The 22,946-nt window shown below is 59.7% G+C and carries 25 protein-coding genes; 13 read left to right on the forward strand and 12 right to left on the reverse strand.

Going from position 1 to position 22,946, the window contains the following annotated elements; translation table 11 throughout:
* Positions 1-5 precede the first annotated feature (5 nt).
* Positions 6-2,396 carry a translation initiation factor IF-2 gene (gene infB / locus MCG44_RS03535; RefSeq protein ID WP_240286849.1) on the forward strand — a complete coding sequence of 797 codons (2,391 nt, stop codon included), beginning with the start codon at positions 6-8 and terminating at the stop codon, positions 2,394-2,396.
* 346 nt (positions 2,397-2,742) lie between these two features.
* Here infB and MCG44_RS03540 read toward each other — a convergent pair whose 3' ends face one another.
* Positions 2,743-2,925, reverse strand: coding sequence for a hypothetical protein (locus MCG44_RS03540; RefSeq protein WP_240286851.1), 183 nt, complete (start codon positions 2,923-2,925; stop codon positions 2,743-2,745).
* Between the two features lie 89 nt (positions 2,926-3,014).
* Between MCG44_RS03540 and MCG44_RS03545 the strand changes: the two genes are divergently transcribed.
* From MCG44_RS03545 to MCG44_RS03570, 6 genes are all read left to right on the forward strand, one after another.
* Positions 3,015-3,236, forward strand: a complete 222-nt coding sequence (locus MCG44_RS03545; protein WP_186852180.1) for a helix-turn-helix domain-containing protein — start codon at positions 3,015-3,017, stop codon at positions 3,234-3,236.
* Between the two features lie 39 nt (positions 3,237-3,275).
* A complete protein-coding gene (rbfA, locus tag MCG44_RS03550; RefSeq protein WP_240286853.1) occupies positions 3,276-3,662 on the forward strand; it encodes a 30S ribosome-binding factor RbfA in 387 nt (128 codons plus the stop codon).
* Positions 3,659-4,606, forward strand: a complete 948-nt coding sequence (locus MCG44_RS03555; RefSeq protein WP_240286855.1) for a DHH family phosphoesterase — start codon at positions 3,659-3,661, stop codon at positions 4,604-4,606. The genes rbfA and MCG44_RS03555 overlap by 4 nt, the downstream gene beginning before the upstream one ends.
* Complete coding sequence (truB, locus tag MCG44_RS03560; protein ID WP_240286856.1) at positions 4,599-5,468, forward strand: tRNA pseudouridine(55) synthase TruB; 870 nt, start codon at positions 4,599-4,601, stop codon at positions 5,466-5,468. The genes MCG44_RS03555 and truB overlap by 8 nt, the downstream gene beginning before the upstream one ends.
* A gap of 62 nt (positions 5,469-5,530) precedes the next feature.
* Positions 5,531-6,439, forward strand: a complete 909-nt coding sequence (gene ribF, locus MCG44_RS03565; RefSeq protein ID WP_240286858.1) for a riboflavin biosynthesis protein RibF — start codon at positions 5,531-5,533, stop codon at positions 6,437-6,439.
* A gap of 31 nt (positions 6,440-6,470) precedes the next feature.
* On the forward strand, positions 6,471-7,820 hold the full coding sequence (locus MCG44_RS03570) for a DUF1576 domain-containing protein (RefSeq protein ID WP_240286860.1): 1,350 nt from the start codon (positions 6,471-6,473) through the stop codon (positions 7,818-7,820).
* Positions 7,821-7,858: 38 nt separating this feature from the next.
* Here MCG44_RS03570 and MCG44_RS03575 read toward each other — a convergent pair whose 3' ends face one another.
* Positions 7,859-8,383 carry a spore maturation protein gene (locus MCG44_RS03575; protein ID WP_240286862.1) on the reverse strand — a complete coding sequence of 175 codons (525 nt, stop codon included), beginning with the start codon at positions 8,381-8,383 and terminating at the stop codon, positions 7,859-7,861.
* An 82-nt stretch (positions 8,384-8,465) separates the two neighbouring features.
* Positions 8,466-9,044 (reverse strand): nucleoside recognition domain-containing protein, encoded by a 579-nt coding sequence (locus MCG44_RS03580; protein WP_147571002.1) that lies wholly within the window; start codon positions 9,042-9,044, stop codon positions 8,466-8,468.
* A gap of 237 nt (positions 9,045-9,281) precedes the next feature.
* Here MCG44_RS03580 and MCG44_RS03585 point away from each other — a divergent pair, with 237 nt between their 5' ends.
* The gene (locus MCG44_RS03585) at positions 9,282-9,542 is read left to right on the forward strand and encodes an AbrB/MazE/SpoVT family DNA-binding domain-containing protein (RefSeq protein WP_186852175.1); all 261 of its coding nucleotides are present in this window, start codon (positions 9,282-9,284) and stop codon (positions 9,540-9,542) included.
* A 47-nt stretch (positions 9,543-9,589) separates the two neighbouring features.
* Here the strand turns inward: MCG44_RS03585 and rsmI are convergent, their stop codons facing one another.
* Entirely contained in the window at positions 9,590-10,420 is an 831-nt protein-coding gene (rsmI, locus tag MCG44_RS03590) for a 16S rRNA (cytidine(1402)-2'-O)-methyltransferase (RefSeq protein WP_147570953.1), read from the reverse strand.
* 110 nt (positions 10,421-10,530) lie between these two features.
* Between rsmI and MCG44_RS03595 the strand changes: the two genes are divergently transcribed.
* The gene (locus MCG44_RS03595) at positions 10,531-11,148 is read left to right on the forward strand and encodes a tRNA1(Val) (adenine(37)-N6)-methyltransferase (RefSeq protein ID WP_240286864.1); all 618 of its coding nucleotides are present in this window, start codon (positions 10,531-10,533) and stop codon (positions 11,146-11,148) included.
* 60 nt (positions 11,149-11,208) lie between these two features.
* On the opposite strand, the gene MCG44_RS03600 is transcribed toward MCG44_RS03595, so the two are convergent.
* Positions 11,209-11,424 carry a helix-turn-helix domain-containing protein gene (locus MCG44_RS03600; RefSeq protein WP_147570951.1) on the reverse strand — a complete coding sequence of 72 codons (216 nt, stop codon included), beginning with the start codon at positions 11,422-11,424 and terminating at the stop codon, positions 11,209-11,211.
* 93 nt (positions 11,425-11,517) lie between these two features.
* On the opposite strand from MCG44_RS03600, the gene MCG44_RS03605 reads away from it, so the two are divergent.
* The gene (locus MCG44_RS03605) at positions 11,518-11,781 is read left to right on the forward strand and encodes a hypothetical protein (protein WP_147570950.1); all 264 of its coding nucleotides are present in this window, start codon (positions 11,518-11,520) and stop codon (positions 11,779-11,781) included.
* An 8-nt stretch (positions 11,782-11,789) separates the two neighbouring features.
* Here the strand turns inward: MCG44_RS03605 and MCG44_RS03610 are convergent, their stop codons facing one another.
* The 7 genes from MCG44_RS03610 to MCG44_RS03640 form a co-directional block, all read right to left on the reverse strand.
* Positions 11,790-12,944: a bifunctional histidine phosphatase family protein/GNAT family N-acetyltransferase gene (locus MCG44_RS03610; RefSeq protein ID WP_147570949.1), complete on the reverse strand. Its 1,155-nt coding sequence runs from the start codon at positions 12,942-12,944 to the stop codon at positions 11,790-11,792.
* 36 nt (positions 12,945-12,980) lie between these two features.
* Positions 12,981-13,298 (reverse strand): DUF1622 domain-containing protein, encoded by a 318-nt coding sequence (locus MCG44_RS03615; RefSeq protein ID WP_147570948.1) that lies wholly within the window; start codon positions 13,296-13,298, stop codon positions 12,981-12,983.
* A gap of 70 nt (positions 13,299-13,368) precedes the next feature.
* Positions 13,369-14,289, reverse strand: a complete 921-nt coding sequence (locus tag MCG44_RS03620; protein WP_240286866.1) for a dihydroorotate dehydrogenase — start codon at positions 14,287-14,289, stop codon at positions 13,369-13,371.
* Positions 14,282-15,058 (reverse strand): dihydroorotate dehydrogenase electron transfer subunit, encoded by a 777-nt coding sequence (locus MCG44_RS03625; RefSeq protein ID WP_147570946.1) that lies wholly within the window; start codon positions 15,056-15,058, stop codon positions 14,282-14,284. Before MCG44_RS03625 ends, MCG44_RS03620 begins: the two co-directional genes overlap by 8 nt.
* Before the next feature lie 46 nt (positions 15,059-15,104).
* Complete coding sequence (locus tag MCG44_RS03630) at positions 15,105-15,671, reverse strand: hypothetical protein (RefSeq protein ID WP_147570945.1); 567 nt, start codon at positions 15,669-15,671, stop codon at positions 15,105-15,107.
* Between the two features lie 50 nt (positions 15,672-15,721).
* A complete protein-coding gene (gene pyrF / locus MCG44_RS03635) occupies positions 15,722-16,645 on the reverse strand; it encodes an orotidine-5'-phosphate decarboxylase (RefSeq protein ID WP_186852169.1) in 924 nt (307 codons plus the stop codon).
* 31 nt (positions 16,646-16,676) lie between these two features.
* Positions 16,677-17,954: a dihydroorotase gene (locus MCG44_RS03640; protein ID WP_147570943.1), complete on the reverse strand. Its 1,278-nt coding sequence runs from the start codon at positions 17,952-17,954 to the stop codon at positions 16,677-16,679.
* A gap of 334 nt (positions 17,955-18,288) precedes the next feature.
* Here MCG44_RS03640 and MCG44_RS03645 point away from each other — a divergent pair, with 334 nt between their 5' ends.
* The 3 genes from MCG44_RS03645 (at position 18,289) to MCG44_RS03655 (ending at position 22,872) form a co-directional block, all read left to right on the forward strand.
* Entirely contained in the window at positions 18,289-19,134 is an 846-nt protein-coding gene (locus MCG44_RS03645; protein WP_186852168.1) for a tyrosine-type recombinase/integrase, read from the forward strand.
* A gap of 343 nt (positions 19,135-19,477) precedes the next feature.
* Positions 19,478-22,405 carry an S-layer homology domain-containing protein gene (locus MCG44_RS03650; RefSeq protein ID WP_240286868.1) on the forward strand — a complete coding sequence of 976 codons (2,928 nt, stop codon included), beginning with the start codon at positions 19,478-19,480 and terminating at the stop codon, positions 22,403-22,405.
* A gap of 281 nt (positions 22,406-22,686) precedes the next feature.
* Positions 22,687-22,872, forward strand: a complete 186-nt coding sequence (locus tag MCG44_RS03655) for a hypothetical protein (protein ID WP_147570941.1) — start codon at positions 22,687-22,689, stop codon at positions 22,870-22,872.
* The last annotated feature ends 74 nt before the right edge of the window (positions 22,873-22,946 follow it).

Raw genomic sequence — 22,946 nt, forward strand, 5'->3', positions numbered from 1 at the left:
TATCTATGATGATAAAATATCCGCTCCATAAAGTAGCAAAGGATTTTAAAAAGGGAGGCAAGGACCTGCCCTCCAAGGCGGTCATGGACATCTTGACCCAGTATGGACACCCGCCTAAGAACCATATGCAGCCCTTGACCGACGAGGAGCTGTCCATCGTCTTTGAGTATCTGACTCAAAATAACCAGATTGACTCCATTGAATCGGTCTATGCTGATATCTACCATGACCCCGATGCCAAAAAGCCCGCTCCCTCCGCCCCTAAGGCAGAGGTCAGGGAGCAGCCCAAAGCCGAGCAGAAGGGCCAGCAGGCCGCCCAGCCTCAGCAGGGCCGTCAGCCCCAGCCCCAGTCCCAGACTCAGCAGCATCAGGCCAAGCAGCAGCAGTCGGCGCCCCGCCCCACCACCAGGGAGAAGAAGGTGGTGGATACCAGGGGCAGTGGCGCCGTCAACCTGGATAAGTACGACGAGCGCCTGGAGTCCTTTACGGATCAGAAGCAGCAGGACCGGGGTGGAAAGCAGAAGTTCCAGGGCCGCAACGCCCAGCGCCAGCGGGGCGGTAAGCAGGCGGGCTCCTTCGGCAACAAGCGCAAGCAGGAGGAGCAGGACCGGATGCGCCGCCTCCAGCTTGAGATCGCCAAGAAGGCTCCGGTCAAGGTCCTGATCCCCGACGAGATCGCCGTGGGCGAGCTGGCTTCCCGGATGAAGAAAACGGGCGCCGAGGTGGTCAAGTGCCTGATGAAAAACGGTGTGATGGCCTCTCTCAGCGAGATCATCGACTTCGACACCGCCGCCATCATCGCCGAGGAGATGGGCTGCAAGGTGGAGAAGGAGGTCATCGTCACCATCGAGGAGAAGCTCATCGACACCGCCGAGGACAAGGCCGAGGATCTGGAGCCCCGTGCCCCCGTGGTGGTGGTCATGGGCCACGTGGACCACGGCAAGACCTCCCTGCTGGACTACATCCGCAACGCCAACGTGGTGTCCGGCGAGGCGGGCGGCATCACCCAGCACATCGGCGCCTACCAGGTGGAGGTAAAGGGCAGCCCGGTCACCTTCCTGGATACCCCCGGCCACGAGGCATTTACGGCCATGCGGGCCCGTGGCGCCATGATTACTGACGTGGCCATCCTGGTGGTAGCCGCTGATGACGGCATTATGCCCCAGACCGTGGAGTCCATCAACCACGCCAAGGCCGCCGAGATCCCTATTATTGTGGCCATTAACAAGATGGATAAGCCAACCGCCAACCCCGACCGCATCATGCAGCAGCTCACCGAGTATGAGTTGGTGCCCGAAGAGTGGGGCGGCGAAACGATTGTCTGTCCTATCTCCGCCAAGACAGGCATGGGCATTGACAACCTGCTGGACATGGTGGTCCTCACCGCCGAGATGCGGGAGCTGAAGGCCAACCCCAACCGTTCCGCTCATGGCGCGGTCATTGAGGCCCGGCTGGACAAGGGCCGCGGCCCCATCGCCACCCTGCTAGTCCAGAACGGGACCCTGAAGCAGGGCGACGTGATCATCGCCGGAACCGCCGTAGGCCGTGTCCGCGCCATGACTGACGCCAAGGGCCGCAAGCTGACCGAGGCCGGTCCCTCCGTCCCTGTGGAGATCATCGGCATGGGCGAGGTGCCCGGCGCTGGCGACGACTTCCACGCCGTGGCCGACGAGCGCATGGCCCGTGAACTGGTGGAGCAGCGCAAGCACGAACAGAAGAACGCGGCCTCCGCCCCTGTAGGCAAGGTATCTCTGGAGGATCTGTTCAGCCAGATCCAGGCCGGGGAGATGAAGAATCTAAACGTCATTGTCAAGGCCGACGTCCAGGGCTCTGCCGAGGCGGTGAAGGCCAGCTTGGAGAAGCTGTCCAACGAGGAGGTCCGGGTCCGGGTCATCCACTGCGCCGTAGGCGCTATCAGCGAGAGCGACGTGATGCTGGCCACCACCTCCGGGGCCATCATCGTAGGCTTTAATGTCCGTCCGGACGCCAACGCCAAGGAGAACGCCGCCCGCAACCATGTGGATATGCGGATGTACCGGGTCATCTACGACGCCATCAACGAGATCGAGGCGGCCATGAAGGGGATGCTGGCGCCCAAGTTCAAGGAAGTGGAGCTGGGCCGGGCCGAAGTCCGCAACGTGTTCCGTATCACCGGCGTGGGCATGGTGGCCGGCTGCTATGTGTTGGACGGAAAGATGCAGCGCAACGCTCAGATGCGCCTGCTCCGGGACAACATCGTGATCTACGATGGCGCTATTGCCTCCCTCCAGCGATTCAAGGACAGCGTCAAGGAGGTGGCCGCCGGCTACGAATGCGGCATCACCTTTGAGAAGTTCCAGGACATCAAGGAAGGCGACGTCATTGAGGCCTTCCTGATGGAGGAAGTGGAGCGCTGATGGCGCATGAGTACCCCGCGTAGCGGGGCGCGCCCTTTGGCGCGTAAAATCGAAGCCAAAGGCTGAGATTTGCGGAGGGCGGATTTATTCCGCCCGAGCATTTCAAATCAAAGGGGTCCCCGCGGGATGGGACATCCCGTGGGGAAATGCGGCATTACCTTCGAGAAGTTCCAGGATATCAAAGAGGGCGACATTATCGAGGCCTTCGTTATGGAACAGATCGAGGTTTAAGGGAAAAGGCCGCCGAAGGCGGCCCCGGCCTGAAAATTTCCCTTTTAATCTTCCGAAAATCATTGTATAATACAATATGGCACAGGGCGGGCACAAAGTGCCCGCCCTGTGCCGCTTATTCCAGCGTCTGCATATGCGGATCTTGAAGGGAGAGGCAGGTCAGCTGGGCCCCCAGCTTAAAGCCCTCCTCAAAGGCGTACTGCCCATAGGCGTGGACCGGATCTTTGCGTAGGTATTCCGGGAAACGCTCCGGGTCGTACGGGACACACCAGTAATGGTACAAGAGTTCAAAGAGCATAGTCATCCTATTCACCTCACGTAAATTTAGCTATAAGCTTAATCGCCTTTAGTATATCAGCTTTTAGCTAAAAGTCAAGGGGGAATTTTGTGTTCAATAAAAATCAATTCGGGGAACGTCTGCGGATACTTCGAAAGCGGGCCAATGAAAACCAAGGAGATTTGGCTGCTATATTAGATGTGACTATTACACAGATTAGTGATATGGAAACCGGGAAGAGAAGTACGACCCTTGAAAAATTTGCTCTGATCTGCGAGCACTACCAGGTGTCCGCCGACTATCTGCTGGGCTTTCAGGACGAGGAGCGGTGAACCTCTGCCCGAAGACATCCCCAAAAGGAGGAAACATTTATGGCAAGCAATCGAATCGGCCGGATCAATGAGGAGATCCAGCGGGAGCTGGCTTCTCTGATCCCCAATGTAAAAGATCCACGGGTTACCGGCATGATCTCAGTAACGGCGGTGGAGACCACACCGGATCTGCGGTACGCCAAGGTCTATATCTCCGTACTGGACAAGGGGGACTGTGCCCAGGTGCTCAAGGGGCTGAGGTCCGCCTCCGGCTATCTGCGCCGGGAGCTGGGCCGGGCGCTCCAGCTGCGCTACACCCCAGAGCTGTCCTTTGTCCAGGACGACTCCATTGTCAAGGGAGCCCACATTCTGGAGTTGCTCCGGGACCCTGAGGTGGTCAAGCCGGTCAACCCGGACAATCCCTATCAGGAGGACAAGGGCATATGACAGCCAAACAGGCGGCCGAATTTTTAATGGCCCGCGATAACTTTTTGATCCTGACCCACCTGCGTCCCGACGGGGATACCATCGGCTGTGCCGCCGGCCTGTGCCGGGCTCTGCGCCGGGTTGGGAAGGAGGCCTATGTGCTGGAAAATCAAGAGGCTACCTCCCTTTTTACCCCCTATCTGGAGGGACTGCTGGCCCGGTCGGGCTATGAGCCCAAAACGGTGATTTCGGTGGATATCGCCGCCCGCTCCCTGTTTCCAGACAATGCTGTGAAATATGTAGACCGGGTGGACTTGGCCATCGACCACCACCCGTCCCAAGAGTTTTTCGCCCATGAGACCTGTCTGGATGAAAAAAAAGCCGCCTGCGGCGAGTTGATGTATGAGATCGTACAACATTTCTGCCAGATTTCTCCAGAGATAGGGGAGGCCCTATATGTGGCCGTTTCCACAGACTGCGGCTGCTTTGTTTACAGCAATACCACCGCCGCCACCCACCGTGTCGCCGCCGCCCTGATGGACAGCGGCTTTGACCCCTATCCTGTCAATCGGCGGCATTTCCGGACAAAGTCCTTCAAGCGGCTGAAACTGGAGGGACTGCTGGCCGCCGGGATGGAACTGCGGGATAGAGGAGAAACGGCGCTGGTCTTTCTGACTCTGGATATGCTCTCCCAGGTAGGGGCCCAGGAGCGGGATATCGAAGATATCTCCGCCTTTGTGGGCCAAGTGGAGGGCGTCAAGACCGGGGTGACCCTGCGGGAGCTGGAGCCGGGGGTATGCAAGCTGTCTCTTCGTACCGACCCAGGTGACCTGAACGCCAGCGCCGTCTGCGCCCGGATGGGCGGCGGCGGCCACGCCGCCGCCGCCGGAGCCACCATTCAGGGTACTATGGCCCAGGCCCGTCAGGCAGTCATCGACGCGATTGAGCAGGTGCGGAATGGCTAATGGGATCATTATCATCGATAAGTCACAGGGCTGGACGAGTATGGACGTGTGTGCCAAGCTCCGAGGTATCCTTCATGAGAAGCGGGTGGGCCATGCCGGCACACTGGACCCCATGGCGACCGGAGTGCTCCCGGTGTTCGTCGGCCGGGCCACACGGGCGGTGGAGTTTGCTGATAAGTCCGATAAGGAATATATTGCTGGGTTAAAACTTGGAGTTATCACCAATACCCAGGATACCAGCGGCCAGGTGGAGGAGCGGCACCCGGTTTCCGTTACGCCGGACCGGCTGGAGGAGGTGCTGGGGCAGTTTCGGGGAGATATCCTCCAGGTGCCTCCCATGTATTCCGCCATTAAGATTAATGGAAAAAAGCTCTACGAGTTGGCCCGGAAAGGGAGGGAAGTAGAGCGGCCGCCCCGGCCGGTGACCATCCGCTCCCTTATGGTGGAAGGGCAGAGCGCCCCCGACGAGTTTACCATCCGGGTGCGGTGCTCCAAGGGCACCTATGTCCGGACCCTGTGCCACGATATCGGGATGGCCCTGGGCTGCGGCGGATGTATGTCCTCCCTGCGGCGGACAATGGCTGCCGGCTTCGGCCTGGAGGATGCCCTGACCTTAGACCAGGCAGGGGAGGCGGCCGACCCAGCGGCCCTGCTGCGCCCTGTGGACGCCTTTTTTGCTGACCGGGAGAAGCTGGTCCTAGACCCAGCGGCAGAGCGGAAAGTCCGCAACGGCATGACAGTGGTTATGCCCAGGTTAGCGACCGGAGAATATCGGGTGTATGGCCAGAATGGTGAATTTCTGGCCCTGTGTCGGGCTGGGAGCGGCAAGCTGACGACAATCAAAAGTTTTTTCCAGGTTTGACTGGCCCCCTATGGAAACAGCGCCCGGACGCACGCCGTCGGGCGGCAGAGGAGAAAAGAGATATGGCAGATAAACCAAAACGTGTGATTGCCCTGGGTTTTTTCGACGGGGTTCATCTGGGCCACGGAGAGCTGCTCCGGGCGGTGAGGACTGCCGCCGACAAGCTGGAGGCCGCTCCCTGCGCATTTACGTTCGACCGAAGCCCTACCGCCGTCATCACTGGACAGATGGTCCCGCTGTTGAGCAGTGTGGAAGATCGGATCTGGCTCATGCGCCGGTACTACGGCATCCAGGAGGTGATAGTGGCCTCCTTTGACGCCATGCAGCGGATGGACTGGCAGGATTTTATCACCGACTATCTGGTCCGGGAGCTGAATGTGGTCCATGTGGTGGCTGGGCATGACTTCCACTTCGGCTATATGGGGAAAGGAAATCCCCAGCGGCTGCGGGAGAAATGCGCCCAGCTCGGTCTGGGATGTGACATCATCGGCAAGGTGGAGCAGGACGGCATCACCATCTCCTCCACCTATATCCGTACCCTGGTGGCCCAGGGGGAGATGGAGCGGGCTGGAGAGTTTCTGGGCCACCCCCATACGCTCACCGACCGGGTGGCCCATGGGAAGAAGATCGGCGGCTCCGCCCTGGGGTTTCCCACGGTCAATCTGCGGGTGCCGGCAGGGGTTATCGTCCCGGCCTTTGGGGTGTACGCCACTCGCGTCTGGTTCGACGGCCAGTGCCGGAACGGCGTGACAAATGTAGGCGTCCGGCCCACGGTAGAGGACAACGACGGCCGAGTGACGGTGGAGAGCTATATCCTGGACTTTGATGGGGACCTGTACGGCCATGAGATCCGGGTGGAGTTCTTCAAGCGCCTGCGGGGAGAGCGCCGGTTTCCCTCCCTGGAGGCCCTGGCGGACGAGATTGGACGCAACGCCGATCAGACCCGAGCCTATTTCCGCTCCCTGAACTGACCCGCCCCCGGAAAGAAAGGAGGCTTGTCCATTGGAACATCACCACTGGCGCTATGAAAAGATGTACCCCTGCCTATGGATCTACACCGCTATCCTGTTTTTTACTGGTCTGGTGTGGGCCGGTCCCAGGGATGTGCTGTCCGGCCTGGCCCGTATCGTCCTCACGGAGGACGCCCTGATCACCGACTATATCCTAGTGTCCGGGCCGGGGCCGGCTCTGGTCAACTCCGCCTTGGTGACCGCCATTTCCATTCTCGTCCTCCGGGCCTCACGGGAGCCCCTGAACGGAATGAGCCTGGTGGTCATCGGCCTGATGTCCGGCTTTTCCTTGTTCGGCAAAAACCCGGTGAACATCTGGCCCATACTGCTGGGCAGCTGGCTGTATGCCAAGAGCCGGAAGGAGCCCTTCGGCAAATACGCCGCCACTGGCCTGATGGCTACCGCCCTAGCCCCAGTGGTCAGCTACATCGCCCTGGACAACGGCTGGGGGACCCCCGCCTCCGGGGTGCTGGTAGGAGTGCTCATTGGCTTCATTATGCCGCCGCTTTCGGCCTATACCTACAAGGTGCAAAATGGTATGAACCTGTACAACATCGGCTTTGCCTGTGGGCTGGTGGCCTTTATCCTGGTTCCCCTCATGAGCTCCATGGGGGCCGATCCCACCACCTACTATCGGTGGGCGACTGGCTATGACCATATTTTCGCCCCCATGCTGGCCGCCCTGTGCCTGCTGCTGATTCTGGCCGGGCTGTTTTTCTGCAAAAGGCCGGTGTGGGCGGCGTGGGCGGGATACCGTCGTCTGCTCCAGACCAGCGGCCGTGCCCCCAGCGATTATCTTCGTATGTTCGGCGCCGCCCCGGTGCTTATCAACACGGGAGTCAACGGCCTGATTGGGATGACCTTTATTCTGGCCGGAGGGGGCGAACTCAACGGTCCGACCATCGGCGGCATCCTGACCATCATGGGTTTCTCCGCCTTTGGTAAACATGCCTTCAATATCATCCCAGTGATGGGAGGCGTCTTTTTGGGCAGCCTTGTGATGCACTGGTCTCTCAATGACCCGGCAGTCCAACTGGCCTGCCTGTTCTGCACCACCTTGGCCCCGGTGTCTGGGTACTTCGGCTGGCCCTATGGGGTGCTGGCCGGCTTTATCCACTCCTCGGTGGTGCTGTATACCGGCTCCCCAGTGGCGGGGATGAACTTGTACAACAACGGCTTCTCCGGCGGATTGGTGGCCATTGTGCTCTATGCCACTATCGTCGCCATCGCCCGGCACCGCAAGCCTGTCATCCAGGATCAGGATTACTTTGATCCCCTGGAGCACGATGAGCCCCTGGTGCCTCCGGACCCACAGCAGCTGACCGAAGAGGACGATACATAGCAAAAAGAGGATGCGGGACGGTTCCCGCATCCTCTTTCTTATCCTCCAAACAGCAGGCCCACAGCCCAAGAGGCGGCCAGAAAGCCGGTGAGATCGGCGCAAAGGGCCGCCGGGACAGCGTACCGGGTACGGGTGATGCCAACGGCCCCGAAATAGACGGCGATGGTGTAGAAGGTGGTTTCTGTAGAGCCCAGCATTACCGCCGCCGTCCGGCCCAGCTGGGAGTCGGGACCGTAGGTGGAAATGAGCTCCGCGCCTACACCCAGGGCGGCGGAGCCGCTGATGGGCCGGACCAGCATCAGGGGCAGCAGCTCCGGGTCCAGTCCCACCCGCTCCAGCAGAGGGGCCAGAGCCAGGACGGCCAGCTCCAGGGCACCGGAGGCTCGGAGCATATAGACCGCCGTCATCAGCCCCACCAGAGAGGGGACGATGCGGACCAGAGTAGACAGGCCCTCCCCCGCCCCCTGGACCAGGGAGGAGTACACATCCACCCGATGAAAGGCCCCATAGAGGGCCACCCCACAGATGGTAAAGGGGACGATCATGTTGAAAAAGAGCTGCACAGTCCGGAAGACCTCCCTGACGGAAACAGATTTGAATAGAGTTCAAGGGGAAAAAACAGGCGGCGGCCAGAATAAGCCAAACTCACTCTGGCCAGAGCTTTGCCAAGATTTTGCACATCAGAATCCCCACACTCACAGACAGGGCGGAAGCCAGCCACACCGCTGGAAGAATGTCAAAGGGAGAGGCGCACCCCTCCGCCGCCCGCACGGTGGCCACTGTGGTGGGGATGAGCTGGATGGAGGCGGTATTGCACACCACCAGCATACACAAACTGTCCGAGGCCACGCCGGGGCTCTTTTTGGCCATGCCCCGTGCGGCCTCCAGTCCCAGGGGAGTGGCGGCATTTCCCAGTCCCAGAAGGTTGGCCGAAACATTGGCGGAGATGCTGTCCATCACCGCCCGATCCCGGGCCATCTGGGGAAAGAGCCGTCGGAGCACCGGACCCAGCAGGCGGGACAGCCGATCGGCCAGACCGGACCGGCGCATGACCTCCATCACTCCGGTCCACAGGCACATCATCCCGGCGATGGAGAGGCACAGCTCCACCGCTGCCGAGGTGCCCTCCACCGCGGCGGCGGCCACCTCCGGCCCTCGGCCGGTGGCCAGACCGCACAGCACAGAGATGACCACCATCCCTGTCCAGATTACCGTCATCGTCATACTGCCCACCCCCTCTTGTCCCCATTTATACGGGCGGGCCCCGGCCGGTATGCCTGCCTTTTGAGAATTGGATAAATATGGGACAAAAATTAGGAAAATATCAGGTAAATTTTTCCTTTTCGCCCTTTTTCGACAGGAAAACATTGACAAAGTAAACTTTAACCAATACAATGATTTCAAACAATCCGCCGGCCCCCTCCCCGTGGGCCGGAGAAATATATAGAAAGGAAGAGAGCGATGAAATCCACCGGTATCGTGAGGAAAGTGGACGAACTGGGCCGGGTCGTACTGCCCATCGAGCTGCGCCGTACTTTGGGGATCGAGGAGAAAGATCCGCTGGAGATCTATATGGACGGGCCCAGCATCGTTTTGAGAAAGTATCAGGTTTCCTGCGTCTTTTGTGATAGTGAGAAGGACATTTTTTCGTTCCGGGGGAAAAATGTCTGCCGCAAATGTGCCGCGGGCCTTCAGCTGTTGAGCCAGTCCGACCTGGAGTGAAGACAAAAACAGGCAGTCATCCAAACGGATGACTGCCTGTTTGTTTTTCATCGGTCCACGGCCCGGTCATAGAGCTGCTTCCGGGGCAGGCCCAGCTCTTTGGCCGCCTGGCGGACAGCGTCCCGGAGGGATAGTCCCTCTCCCCGCAGGCGGTCCACCAGCAGCAGCCCGTCCTCCAGGGTGACCTCGCCCTCCTCCGTCGGCTCTGAGCCCCGGACCACCAGCACGAACTCCCCCTTGGGGGTGTTGTCCCGATAGTAATCGGCCGCTTCCCCCAGGGTGGCGCGGCGGATCTCCTCATGGAGCTTGGTGAGCTCCCGGCATAGGGAGATGGGGCGGTCCGCTCCAAAGGTGTCCGCCAGGTCCCGGAGGGTGGCAGCCAGCTTGTGGGGGGCCTCATAGAACACCATGGTCCGTTCCTCCCCCCGAAGGGAGTCCAGGTGGGAGCGGCGGTTTTTCTTGTTCATGGGCAAAAAGCCCTCAAAGGTGAAGCGGCCTGTGGGCTGGCCGGAGGCCGCCAGAGCGGCTACCAGGGCACAGGGACCAGGGATGGGACACACCGGGATCCCCAGGGCGGCGCACTGGGCCACCAGCTCCTCGCCGGGGTCGGAGATGGCGGGCATCCCTGCGTCGGTCACCAGGGCGCAATTCTCTCCAGACAGCAGCCGGTCCAGCACCGCCCGGCCGCCGCTGTCGGTATTGTGGCGGTGATAGGACACCATGGGCTTTTTCAGCCCCAGGTGATTGAGCAGTTTGATGGATACCCGTGTGTCTTCGGCGGCGATGAAGTCCGCTTGAGCCAGGGTGTCCGCCATCCGCTGGGAGATATCCCCTAGATTGCCAATGGGGGTGGGGACCAGATATAAGGTTCCGGCCATATGCCCTTCGCCTCCTCTGTCAGCGTCAAAAGATTCCTCCGTATTATACCATAGTTCTCTCTTTTGTGGTATTCTTTTCTTATCTGTTTGAGAGAGGCGGGAGAAAGCTCATGAAGACGGAACAGCTTGGCCCTTACACCCTTTCCTGGCCGGAAGGGGTATTTCCACTGGGGGGCGACGCCCTTGCCCTGGGGGAGTTCGCTACTGTGCGGCCCCGGTGGCGGGTGTGTGACCTGGGAACGGGGAGCGGCGTCCTGCTTTTGCTGCTGGCCCGGAGGGCGGAGGGCCTGTCCCTTACCGGGGTGGAGCTGGACCCCCTGTCCGCCCGAACTGCCCGGAGCAATCTGGAGCGCAACGGTCTGGCGGGGAAGATCCTGACCTCTGACCTGCGGTCCGTCCCTCTGCCTGCCGGGGCCTTTGACCTGGTGGTGTCCAACCCACCCTATTTTTCCCTGGGCAGTGGAGGGAGCGGCGGTCCCGCTCGGAGCGAGGAACACTGTGCCCTGGAGGAGCTGTGCGCCGCCGCCGCCCGACTGGTGCGGAATGGGGGGCGGTTTGCCCTGTGCCACCGGCCTGAACGGCTGACGGATGTGGTGTGCGCCCTCCGGGCCAGCGGGCTGGAGCCTAAGCGGCTCAAGCTGGTGTCCCACGGGCCGGGCCATCCGCCCGCCCTCCTGCTGGTGGAGGGGGTGCGGCAGGGGAGGCCGGGGCTGACCATCGAAGAATAAAACAGCGCCGGGACCATCCACAGACGGTCCCGGCGTTATTTTATGGTGCGGGGGAGGGGGTCACCGGCGCTCCCGGACATCCGAGCGGCCCACCAGATAGTCCAGACTGACATCGAAGAAGTCAGCGATGGCGATCAGGCCGTGGAAGTCAGGAAAGCGCTGATTCAGTTCATAGCATTGATAGGCCCGATACCCAATATGCAGAGCAGCGGCCACCTCTTTCTGGGTCATTTTCTTTTCTTTTCTGAGCAGTCGGATTCGTTCAAAAAATTCCATAACTGTTCTCTAATCCTCTTGATATACGCTTATTGCGCATATATAATGAATATGCGCTGAAAGCGAATATATTATATGTGGGGTGAATTAGAAATGCAACAACTTTTAGCCCAGCTCTTTTGGCTCAACGGGGAAGTGCCCGAGGCGGTGGAGCGCTTTCTGGACACGGTGCCCTCCTATCAGGCCGCCAAACGGGAGTATGAGCAGGCGGCCCGGCAGATCGAGGCGGCGGTGGGGCTCCCGGCGTACGAGGACTATTTCGCCAAGCTGGCCGACTTTGGCAGCTACCTCCAGGGGGGCTACTACGCCTTCGGGCTGGGCCTCCGGCAGGAGCTGATCCGCCAGATGCTGGGGTGAGGGGGGCCCTACCGCTGGTAGCCGATGTACTTCTCCATGATGTCCAGGGGGACCCGGCTCCCCGTTTCCTCCCCAATCTTGACAAAGCCGTGCTTGCGGTAAAAATGTTGAGCCCGGTCGTTGTAGGGGGCGCACCGAAGCCGGAGCCTGTCCCGTCCCAGGGGGCGGAAGTAGGAAACGGCCTGCCCCACCAACTGGACGCCTAAGTTTTGCTCCCTCCGCTGAGGGTTCATGTAGCAGAAGGGGATGTACCCGGCGTTGTCGGTACTGTACCGCTCCTGGTCCAACTGGAGCAGGCCGACCGGCTCCTCCCCGGCCATGGCCACCGTCACCCCCCAGGGGGACTGGTCCAGGTGCTTTTGGGCGTCCCGGAGGAAGCCCGCGCCATCAAAGGGGATCTCCAGACCGTGGGTGGACTCCCAGGCATCCCGCCGAGCGCCCAGATACAGCTCCCGCTCGGTATCCCACCGGATAGGGCGGAACCACAGGTTCACGTCCTCCGCCTTCTGCTTGTCCTTCCGCCACCAGGCTTGCTTACCCAGGGTGGCCAGCTCCGGCGGCAGATGGGAGGCGTCGCTGTCAAAGACTACCTGGAACCGCTCTCCGTCAAAGGTAAGGCAGTTGACGGCGGTGTTCTCGCTGTGGCTGAGGGTGTGCCAGTCCTCTGGGGAGATGCCTTTCACATTGGCGAGAAATTGGCGGATAGCCGTGCCATGGCTGAATACGGCGACGGTCTGGCCGGGGTGCTGCCGTGCCAGGGAGGTCAAGGCCCGCTCCAGCCGATCCCCCGCCTCGGCCAGACTCTCGCCGCCAGGGGCCCGCCAGGCAGGGTCGCTACGGTTGAAGGCCGCCATCCCCGCCGGATCAAAGTGCCGCACCTGCCCCCAAGTCTGGTCCTCCCAGTCCCCCAGATTGATTTCCCGGAGCTGGGGGTCAGTGTGGAGGGGCAGACCCTTGGGCACATAGATGGCCCGGGCGGTGGTACATGTGCGGTACAGGTCGCTGGACCAGACCGCGTCGATGTGGATATCCCGAAAGCGATCCTCCAGAGCCTTGATCTGGGCAAAGCCATTTTCTGTAATCAAGGCGTCATACCAGCCGTGGATGCGCCGGTGGAGGTTGCCCTCGGCCTCGGCGTGGCGGATGAGATAGATGGTGGTCATAGGCTACATTCCTTTATGTACGGCGGGGGGGTGCATTCACCCCCCGCCTCTCATTTCAAAATGGATGAGCAGGGACAGCAGGGCCCGGAGCAGGATGACCGCCCCCAGCACCAGAAGCTCGTTCAGGTCCCGGACCAGCACGGTTTTGAGGATCTCGGCGGCCATCTTGAACTCCAAGCTGGTAGCCAACCCATTGGCCAGGTCGGCCTTGATGTTGACCGCCCGGTGGGTGATCAGTCCCCGGCAGTACCGGAAAAAGCCCCCCAGGGCGGACACGGCCACCACGAAAATGCCCATCAACTCACACAGGGAGATGACTGTGGGCAGGGTGCGCTCAATGACCAGATGGAGCACAGGCTCATCCTCCCATCTTCACAGAGATGGGATAGTATATGCAGGTTTCCAGGAGATCAACCCGACCGACTTACCAGGGGAGGACCTTTCCCGTCAGCTCCCGGACCGCCGCAAGGCCCTGCCCGGCGGCGAGGACGGCCAGCCCGTCCCGGACCTTTAAGGGGGTATAGGGATCGGCAAACAGGGCGGTGCCCACCGCCACAGCACTGGCCCCCGCCAGCATCAGCTGGGCCGCGTCCTCCCCCTTGGACACGCCGCCCATGCCCAGGATGGGCACCTTGACAGCCTGGGCCACCTCCCACACCATCCGCACCGCCACGGGCAGCACAGCGGGGCCGGACAGGCCGCCGGTATTCATCTTTAAAATGGGGCGGCGGGTGTTCACGTCGATCCGCATCCCCCGGATGGTGTTGATGAGGGAAATGGCGTCCGCCCCGGCGCCCTCCACTGCCCTGGCGATCTCGGTGATGTCAGTGACATTGGGGGACAGCTTGACCATCACAGGGACCTGCCCCGCGTGGGCCTTGGCCACATGGGTGACCTCAGCGGCCAGCTCCGGCCGGGTGCCGTAGGCCAGCCCTCCAGCCTTCACGTTGGGGCAGGAGATGTTCACCTCTATCATGTCCACTCCGGCCCCAGCCAGCTTTTCGCACATAATGCCGTATTCCTCCGGGGTGTTGCCCGAGATGTTGGCGATCACCTTTGTGTCGTACTGCCGCAGGAAGGGCAGCTCCTCAGTGATAAAGGCGTCAACGCCGGGATTTTGCAGGCCCACGGAGTTGAGGATACCCATAGGGGTTTCCGCGATGCGAGGAGCGGGATTGCCCTCCCGTGGGAGCAGAGTCAGGCCCTTGGCACAGATGCCTCCCAGCTCCGACAGGTCAAAAAACTGGCTGTACTCCCGGCCGAATCCAAAGGTACCAGAGGCCACCACCACCGGATTTTTCATGGTCATCCCCGCCAGCGTGACGGACAAATTCACATCAGGCATCCCAGTCTACCTCCCTGGAATCAAATACCGGGCCGTCCTTGCATACATGCTTCCGGCTGCCGTCGGCCATGTCGCAGGCGCACACCAGACAGGCCCCCACGCCGCAGCCCATCCGCTCCTCCATAGACACCTGGCAGGGGATGCCAAACTCCTCCGCTACCTTCGCCACGTTCCGCAGCATGGGCTTGGGGCCGCAGGCCAGCACTCCGTCATAGCCCCTGTCCTCAGACAGCTCCCGGCGGACCAGGGCGTCCACAAAGCCGTGATGTCCCAGAGAGCCGTCATCAGTGGCGCACAGAACCTTGGCGCAGTCCTCCCGGAAGAAATCCTCTAAAATAATCTTGTCCCGGGAGCGGCCTCCCAGGATGGCGGTGGCCCTTCCCCCGGTGTACTGGGCGCAGCCCAGCATAGGCGGGATGCCGATGCCGCCACCCACCAGGAGGTAGCGGCCCTCCGGCTTCAGATCAAAGCCGTTGCCCGCCAGACCCAGCACATCCAGACTGTCCCCCAGCTCCCGGCCGGCCAGCCACCGGGTCCCCTCTCCCCGGACCTCAAAGACGATGGACAACAGGTCGTCGGGCTCGTCCTCCATACAGGAGCACACCGAGATGGGCCGCCGCAGCAGCAGCCCCTCCCCACACCGGATATGGACGAACTGACCGGGGGCCCGGAAGGAGGCGCGGATCATGTCTCCCACCTCCAGTGTCATATAGACGGCATCACCCACCTGCTCCTTGGACACAATCTTACATTCTCGTTCTACTTTCATAGACATCTCTGCTTTCTATACTGTGTTGAACCGGGAAAAGGGATAGTCACTTCTCCCAGGGGACCTTTTTGGACCTCTTGCTGGTAGACTGCTTCTCCTCCTGGGGGAAAGTCCGGCCCAATCCAGCCTGACGCACAGCGCAGCTGGGACAGCCGATCAGGGGGCTGTGGCGGGTCCCGCAGTCGGGACAGGTGACCTGCTCCGCTTCCGGCTGGTCGGTCAGCGCGGCCCAGGCGCCAGGGGCGGCGGTGTACAGCTCCACCTTGCCGCACTGGGGGCAGGCGTACAGGTCCACCTCATAGCTGGGCAGACCCAAAGAGGAGAGCCCGCCGTACCCGTCGGAGCCGATGGAGAAATTCCGCAGTTTCCGGTGGAGGATGGCGCCGCAGGCAGGGCAGGGCTTGCCAGTGTTGATGTCGGCGCGGATGTCCTCCCCGTTTTCCAAATAGGGGGAATCCAAAATTTGGCGGAACAGCTCCGCCCGGTCCGGCCCCACGGTATTGTCCAGCCGATTGGCACAGTCCGAGCACACAGACTGCTTGGTGTTATGAAAGTCTATCTTTACCTTGTCGAACATACCCAGCTTCTGGCCGCATAGGACACAATTTGCCATGATACCGCCTCCTTGTTCCCGCACCGGGGCGGGGTCCTCCGTCTCTCCCGTTAAACGATGGTCACAAACTGCTTGATATCATCCCGCATGGCGATGGCGGCGTTTCTGGCGGCCTCCTGGAAATCATGGCCGTCCCCACCAGTCTTTTGCCAGGCACACATAATGCCACGGGAGGAGTTGACAATGGCCCCGTGGCCATATTTGTCAAAGGCGTACCGCACGTCGTCAGCGGTGCCCCCTTGAGCGCCGTAACCGGGGACCAGGAAGAAGGTATGCTCCAGCCGCTTCCGCAGGGCCCGGATGTCAGAGGGGTAGGTGGCTCCGGTGACGGCCCCAGCCATCGTATAGCCGTATTTGCCCTCGGTGCCGGCGGCGATGCGCTCGTTGAGGTCGCCCATTACCTGGTAGACCAGCCGGTCCCCGGCCACGATGTCCTGAAGCTCGCCGGAGCCGGGGTTGGAGGTCTTGACCAGGACAAAAACACACTTGTCCTCCTCCTTGGCGGCCTTCAGGAAGGGATTGATGGAGTCAGAGCCCATATATCCGTTCAGGGTGACGCAGTCGGCGTCAAAGGACTTGAACTGCTGGCCCTCGATGCTGGCCCCGGACAGCCAGCCCTCGGCGTAGGCGGCGGCGGTGGAGCCGATGTCCCCCCGCTTGATGTCAGCGATGACGAACAGTCCCTTGCTCTTGGCGTAGCGGATGGTCCGCTCCAGCATCTCCATGCCCTGCCAGCCCAGATTCTCGTAGTAGGCAGACTGGGGCTTCACCGCCGGAACGACGTCGCACAGGGCATCAATCAGGCCCGCGTTGAACTGGTAGATGGCCTCGGCGGCCCCCTTCAGCCCCACGCCGTGCTCCTCAAAAGCGGCCCGGCGGATGTGTTCGGGAACATACTCAATCCGGGCGTCCAGCCCGGCTACGGTGGGGTTTTTCATGGCGCGTATCTTATCCTGTAATACGTCAAAAGACATAGCGTCCTTCCTCCTCTGTTTATGTGATGTCTCAGGCCTGGCGGTAGATGACCCGGCCCTTGACAATGGTATATTTCACCCGGCCCTTGACCTTCCAGCCGCCGAAGGGGGTATTCCGGGCCTTGGAAGCGAACCGCTCCGGATCAACGGTCCACTCCTCGTTGGGGTCGAAGATGGTTAGGTCCCCGTCCACCCCAAGGGACATCCGACCTTTTGGCAGGTGGAGGATGTCAGAGGGGTTGGTACTCATGCGGCGGATGATCTCAGGCAGCTCCATTTTGCCCGTGTGGTACAACTGGGTCAGCGTGATGGCCAGACTGGTCTCCAGCCCGATCATGCCGCTGGGCGCCCGGACAAGGGGGCGGGCCTTCTCCTCGGCGGAGTGGGGGGCGTGGTCAGTGGCGATGGCGTCTATGGTGCCATCCTTCAGGCCGGCGATGATGCCCTTGACATCCTGGGCGGTGCGCAGGGGCGGGTTGACCCGTGCCAGGGAACCCTGGACCAGCACCTCGTCCTCGGTGAGGGTGAAGTATTGGGGGCAGGTCTCACAGGTGATGTGGATGCCCTTCTTTTTCATCTTTCGGATGATCTCCACGCTGCGGGCGGTGGACACATGGCAGATATGGACGTGGGCCCCGGTCTCCTCGGCCAGCATGGCGTCCCGCATGACCACCAGTTCCTCGGCGATGGCGGGCCGTCCCTCCAGCCAAAGCTGTCGGGATACGCTGCCCTCATTCACCGCCCGCCCCTCCACCATGGAGGTGTCCTCGCAGTGGCACAGGACCGGAATGTCCAACTGACCGGCTTGGATCAATACATCCCGCATGAGATTTGCGTTGTCCACATTGTTCCCGTCATCCGACAGAGCTATGGCTCCCGCCTTTTTCAGCGCGTCGGCATCGGTGGGCTCCTCCCCGCGGAGCCCTTTGGACAGGGCGGCGATGGGGAAGATCTGGACCCCGGAGCCCTGGTTGGCCCGGTCCAGCACATACTGGACCTGCTCGGGGCAGTCCACTGTGGGGCTGGTGTTGGCCATGCAGGCCATGGCGGTGATGCCGCCACGGGCGGCCGCGTTGGAGCCGGTGATGATATCCTCCTTATAGGTGAGGCCGGGGTCCCGGAGGTGGACATGCATATCCACCAGGCCAGGGGAGACGGCCAGACCGGAGGCGTCGATGACCTGGTCAGCCTCTGCCTCCAGGCCGCGCTCAATCAGGACGATCTTTCCGTCCTCAATCAGGATATCCTGAAGTATGACGGCGGAGGTCACAGGGTGGACCACCCGCCCGTTTTTGATTAAAAGTTTCATGAGGTCCCTCCGGAAATGAAAAGCTATTTTTCAGCCGTGTTGTTTCGGCGCGCCGAAACGCATATCTATCTAACTGTAAATTATAGCGGAAGGCGCAAAATTTCGCAACGGATTTTACAATTAAATTTGGAGCGGGGAGGTCGTCAGGCACGCAGAGCTTTGTAGAAGCGCCCCGCCTTGGCAAAAAGCCAAGGCGGGGCGTTTTTGAGAGCGGGCAAGGGCCGGCAGCCTGCTGTCTGATCACTTTTTAGCCTTCACAAAAGGGAACATAAGAGCGTATAACAGCGCCTCATCAAGTTAAAATAGGAATATTACTTTGATGGGAGGGCTTAGTATGAATGCTCACACAATCACAGCCGAACAGATTGCCAGGTATGGCGAGCATCTGAGGGAGGAGGAGCGCGCCCCCGGTACCGTCGAAAACTATCTGCGAAATGTAGACCGCTTTGTATTCTGGCTGGCCGGACGTGCCGTGACCAGAGAGAAGGCAGTCGAATGGAAGGAGCATCTGGTGTCCTGCCGCTACGCTCCGGCCACTATAAATGGAATGTTGTCCGCGCTCAACAGCTTCTTTTCCTACTTTGGTTGGCAGGAGTGCCGGGTGAAGGCGCTGCGTGTCCAGCGGCGGGCATTCCGTGACCCTTCCCGGGAGCTGACGCGGGAGGAGTATGAACACCTGATCGAAACGGCCCGCCTGCTGGGACGGGAGCGCCTTGCCCTGGTACTGGAAACCATAGGGGCCACCGGGGTCCGGGTGTCTGAGGTCCGCTATCTCACCGTGGAGGCCGCCCGGAGTGGCCGGGCCGAGATATCCCTAAAGGGGAAGATCCGCACCATTCTGCTTCCGGGCAAGCTGTGCCGCAAGCTTCTAAAATATGCCCGAAAAGAAAAAATCGCCTCCGGCGAGGTGTTTCGCACCGGCGGCGGCAAAAGCCTGTCCAGAAAACAGATATGGTCAGAGATGAAGAACCTGTGCCATCATGCCGGGGTGGAGCCGTCCAAGGTCTTTCCCCACAACCTGCGGCACCTATTTGCCACCGTCTTTTACCGGGCCTGTGGGGATATCGTCAAGCTGGCTGATGTGCTGGGCCACTCCAGCATCGAAACGACGCGCATCTATCTGCTGACCTCCGGGGCGGAACACATCCGAACCCTGGACCGGCTCCGTCTGGTCTGCTAGACAAAATGATTATTTTGTCAATAGGAAAGCCGCCGGAAAGCGATTTAGGTCAGACATTTTTCTCCCGTACTTAAAGAGGAAAAGGAAAATCAAGGAAAAAATTGGAAAAATGTGTATGAAAGTTAAGCCGTCGGAGAAAAAATTCTCATACGGTCCGGTTTTTATACTGTTAAACTTGCATTCTCTTTTGGAGTGCGCTACAATAATGCCATGGATGGTCGGCTCTGTTAGCGGATGTGTGACCAAATAATCATTTTGTTACACAATAGGCATATGTCAACAGCAAGAGTCACCGCAAAATAATCATTTAGTCCAATTTGGACAGAAGAGGAGGAGAAAAAACATGAAGAAAAAGCTGTTGTCCACATTGATGGCGATGATTATGGTGCTGTCAATGTTCCCAGCGGCGGCACTGGAGGAAAGCGTTGACCTGCAGTCCAGCGGGACCACGGCCACAGAGGCGTCCGGCCAGGAGCCGGACACCACGGAAGATGGATGGACTGAGGTCAGCGGCGCGGAGGCACTGGGCGCCGCTCTGACCAGCGGCGGCAATATCAAACTGACCGAAAGCATTGAAGTGAGTGAGAAACAGAGCTGGACTGTCGCCAGCGGTACGACCGTCGTGCTGGACCTGAACGGCTATAGTATCACCAACACCTATAATGCCTCTAATTATTTCCTTATCACGGTCAATGGCGGATCTCTGACGCTGGAAGATAGCTCTGAGGCTGGCACCGGCAAAATTGAGATCAAGGACGCTTCCAGCAGCTACCCCCTACAGCTGAAGGGGAATGGAAGCAGCTTTACCATGAATGGCGGTACGATCACTGCGATAGAGGATGCTCTGGACATTTATACTTCTGCCCAAAATACGACTGTTACCATCAACGGCGGTACGATGAAAAGTCAGAGCTATTCAACCCTTGCCATCCGCGGCAAGGGTACCGTAGTCAATATCACCGGAGGTCTAATCGAAAACGATGGTTCTAATACTGCCTTTGTTAGCAGCGGTAGCGGCTCCACTGACCCGGAGAGCATCGTGTTTAATATGACCGGCGGCAAAATGACCTCGACTGGGACTGGTATCCTCACCGACTATGCGCTGACTGTGAACATTGGCGGCGAGGCCGAGATCGAGACCAAAGGCACTGGTATCGCTGTAAAAGGTACCACCATACTGAATGTGGAAGGAGGCAGCATCAAATCTGGAGCCTATGGCATAAGCGCCGACTATAATAATACTGTCAACATCACTGGCGGCACCATCGAAACTACCAGCTATAGTTCGGCGGCTGTTAAGGTGGGAGCACAGAGTCAAGCTGCTATTTCCGGTGGTACCATCGTAGGTAAGAAGAACCTGGACGGCTCCGCAGACAATATTACCGTCACCGGCGGCACTTTCCAGAATGCCGACGGCGGTATGGTAGATGTGAGCGGCTATCTTCCTGAGGGCACCACTCAGGACGAAAGCGGCAAGGTCATTGTTGATGAGGAAAAAGCCGTAGCTTCCATCGGCAACGTAGGTTACACCACTTTAGCGGCCGCCGTGGAGGCCGCCAAGGACGGTGATACGATTATGATACTCCAGGATGTCACTGTCACATCCGCCATTTCTCCTAAAAAGACTTTGACGTTCCGTGGAGCGGTAAAGGGAGACGACACGAAGGTCAAAGTCAGCGGTTCAAGTGGCCTGTTTAGCCAGAGCGGGGCTGGAGTTTTTACATTGGAAAATCTGAATCTGGAAGCCACAGGCGAAACATGGTATATTTACCACAGTGCGGGGCCTCTGCATATAAATAACTGTGATTTCACAATGGCTGCAGGAGTAACAAAAACGGGCAACCTCATTATGGGAGAAGGAAAACCGGCAACGGACGAAACCTATTCCCTTACTTTTACCAACAATACCGTGAATGCAAACTCCAGAGCGGCCATCGTTGGTATCGGAAACAACAGCGTCATCACCCACAATACCTTTGACCTGATTAGTGAGCGCCATGGTGACACTGACAGCAGAACCAGTATTCTGTCCCTATGTGCTGCCGCTGGAAAAGGCGCAGTTGAGATTACGCATAACACTTTTAAGAATGCGAACAGAGCCCTGGCCGTGGACAACTCTACATTGGAGGCCGAGAGTCTGACCTTCAATCAGAATAGATTTATTGATGTGCGGTTTGCCTTTGAGCTGAATCCTGATGGAAATAAGGATTGCGGAATCTATGACATCAACAAAAACTATTACAACTTCAACGGTACTGTATCCGAGCCTAAGGTACAGGACGCCTCCAGCGACGGGGACAAATTCAGCTTTGGAGAAGGAACTGCTGAATATAGGCCTGCGGCGGGCAGTGAAAGTCAAGTCAGCAACAATGAGTATTATCTGCGACCTGAAATGGAGCCTGATGATCTAAATACTTATATACCTCCTTCTAGCGGCGGCGGAGGCGGCTCCAGCAGCTACTCCATCAGCGTGGACAAGAACATTGACAACGGCAGTGTGACCGTGTCCCCCAGGAGCGCCTCCAGCGGCCGGACGGTGACCATCACCGTCAAGGCCGACGAGGGCTATGAGCTGGACGAGCTGACCGTCACCGACAAGAACGGGGACGAGATCAAGCTGACCGACAAGGGCGACGGCAAGTATACCTTCAAGATGCCCCGGTCCAAGGTGACCATTGAGGCCTCCTTCGTGGAGATCGACCACCAGGATACCTGCCCCGCCGCCGGCTTCCGGGATGTGGATGAGGACGCCTGGTACCATGAGGCGGTGGACTACGCCCTGGATAACGGCCTAATGTCCGGTGTGTCCGACCGGGAGTTCGCCCCCGGCAGCACCCTGACCCGTGCTATGGTGGCCCAGATGCTGTACAGCCTGGAGGGCAAGCCCGCGGCCGGCAGTGCTGACTTCGCTGACGTGGCGGAGGACGCCTGGTACGCCGACGCCATTTCCTGGGCGGCCAGCGAGGGCATCGTGTCCGGCTACGGGGACACCTTCGGCCCCAACGACGCCATCACCCGGGAGCAGCTGGCGGCCATCCTGTACCGCTACGCCCAGAACGAGGGGTACAAGACCAGCCAGAGCGGCAAGGGGACAGAGGGCTATCTGGACGCCTCCTCCATCTCCAGCTATGCCGTGAAGGCCATGGACTGGGCGGTGAACGCCGGTCTGCTGTCCGGCAAGGGGAACAACACCCTGGCGCCTACCGCCGGGGCCACCCGTGCCGAGGTAGCGCAGATCTTCATGAACTTCTGTGAGGATATCGCAAAGTAAGGCCGATTTTATTCCAATCGTGTACTGGCAAAGGGGCCGCTCCATCATGGAGCGGCCCCTTCTTTTGCTTGGCAACCATAAATGATATGACGACCGTGCGGATTTGTGGAGATGTGGCAAAAAGAGAAATTTTTGTTTTGCCGCAAGTTTTACCAGAACACGGGGTGTAGCGGGAAGCTGCTAAAAATTTGACAACAGATTTTTTGAAATTTTGGGAAAGAATAATGGTGCGTGGAACAAAGCGTTCCACGCCTTTTGAAAACAGGGAAGGAGCGAGGAGAATGAACAACAGCGGTTGTGGAGGATGCGGAAAATTTGTTCTGGGCGTGGCCACTGGAATGGCGGCGGGCGCGGCCCTGGGCATGACTATGGCGCCATCCCACCGACAGATCAAGCGGGCCGCCCATATGGCCGCCAAGCGGGTCAATGAGGCGGTGGAAAACCTGGCCGAGGCCATGGACCTGTAAAGGCAAAACAGAGCCGGACAGTCCTGGACTGCCCGGCTCTGTTTTTGCAGGTTCCCGATTTCTGAATCCAGTCT

It is taken from the genome of Lawsonibacter sp. OA9, assembly GCF_022440585.1.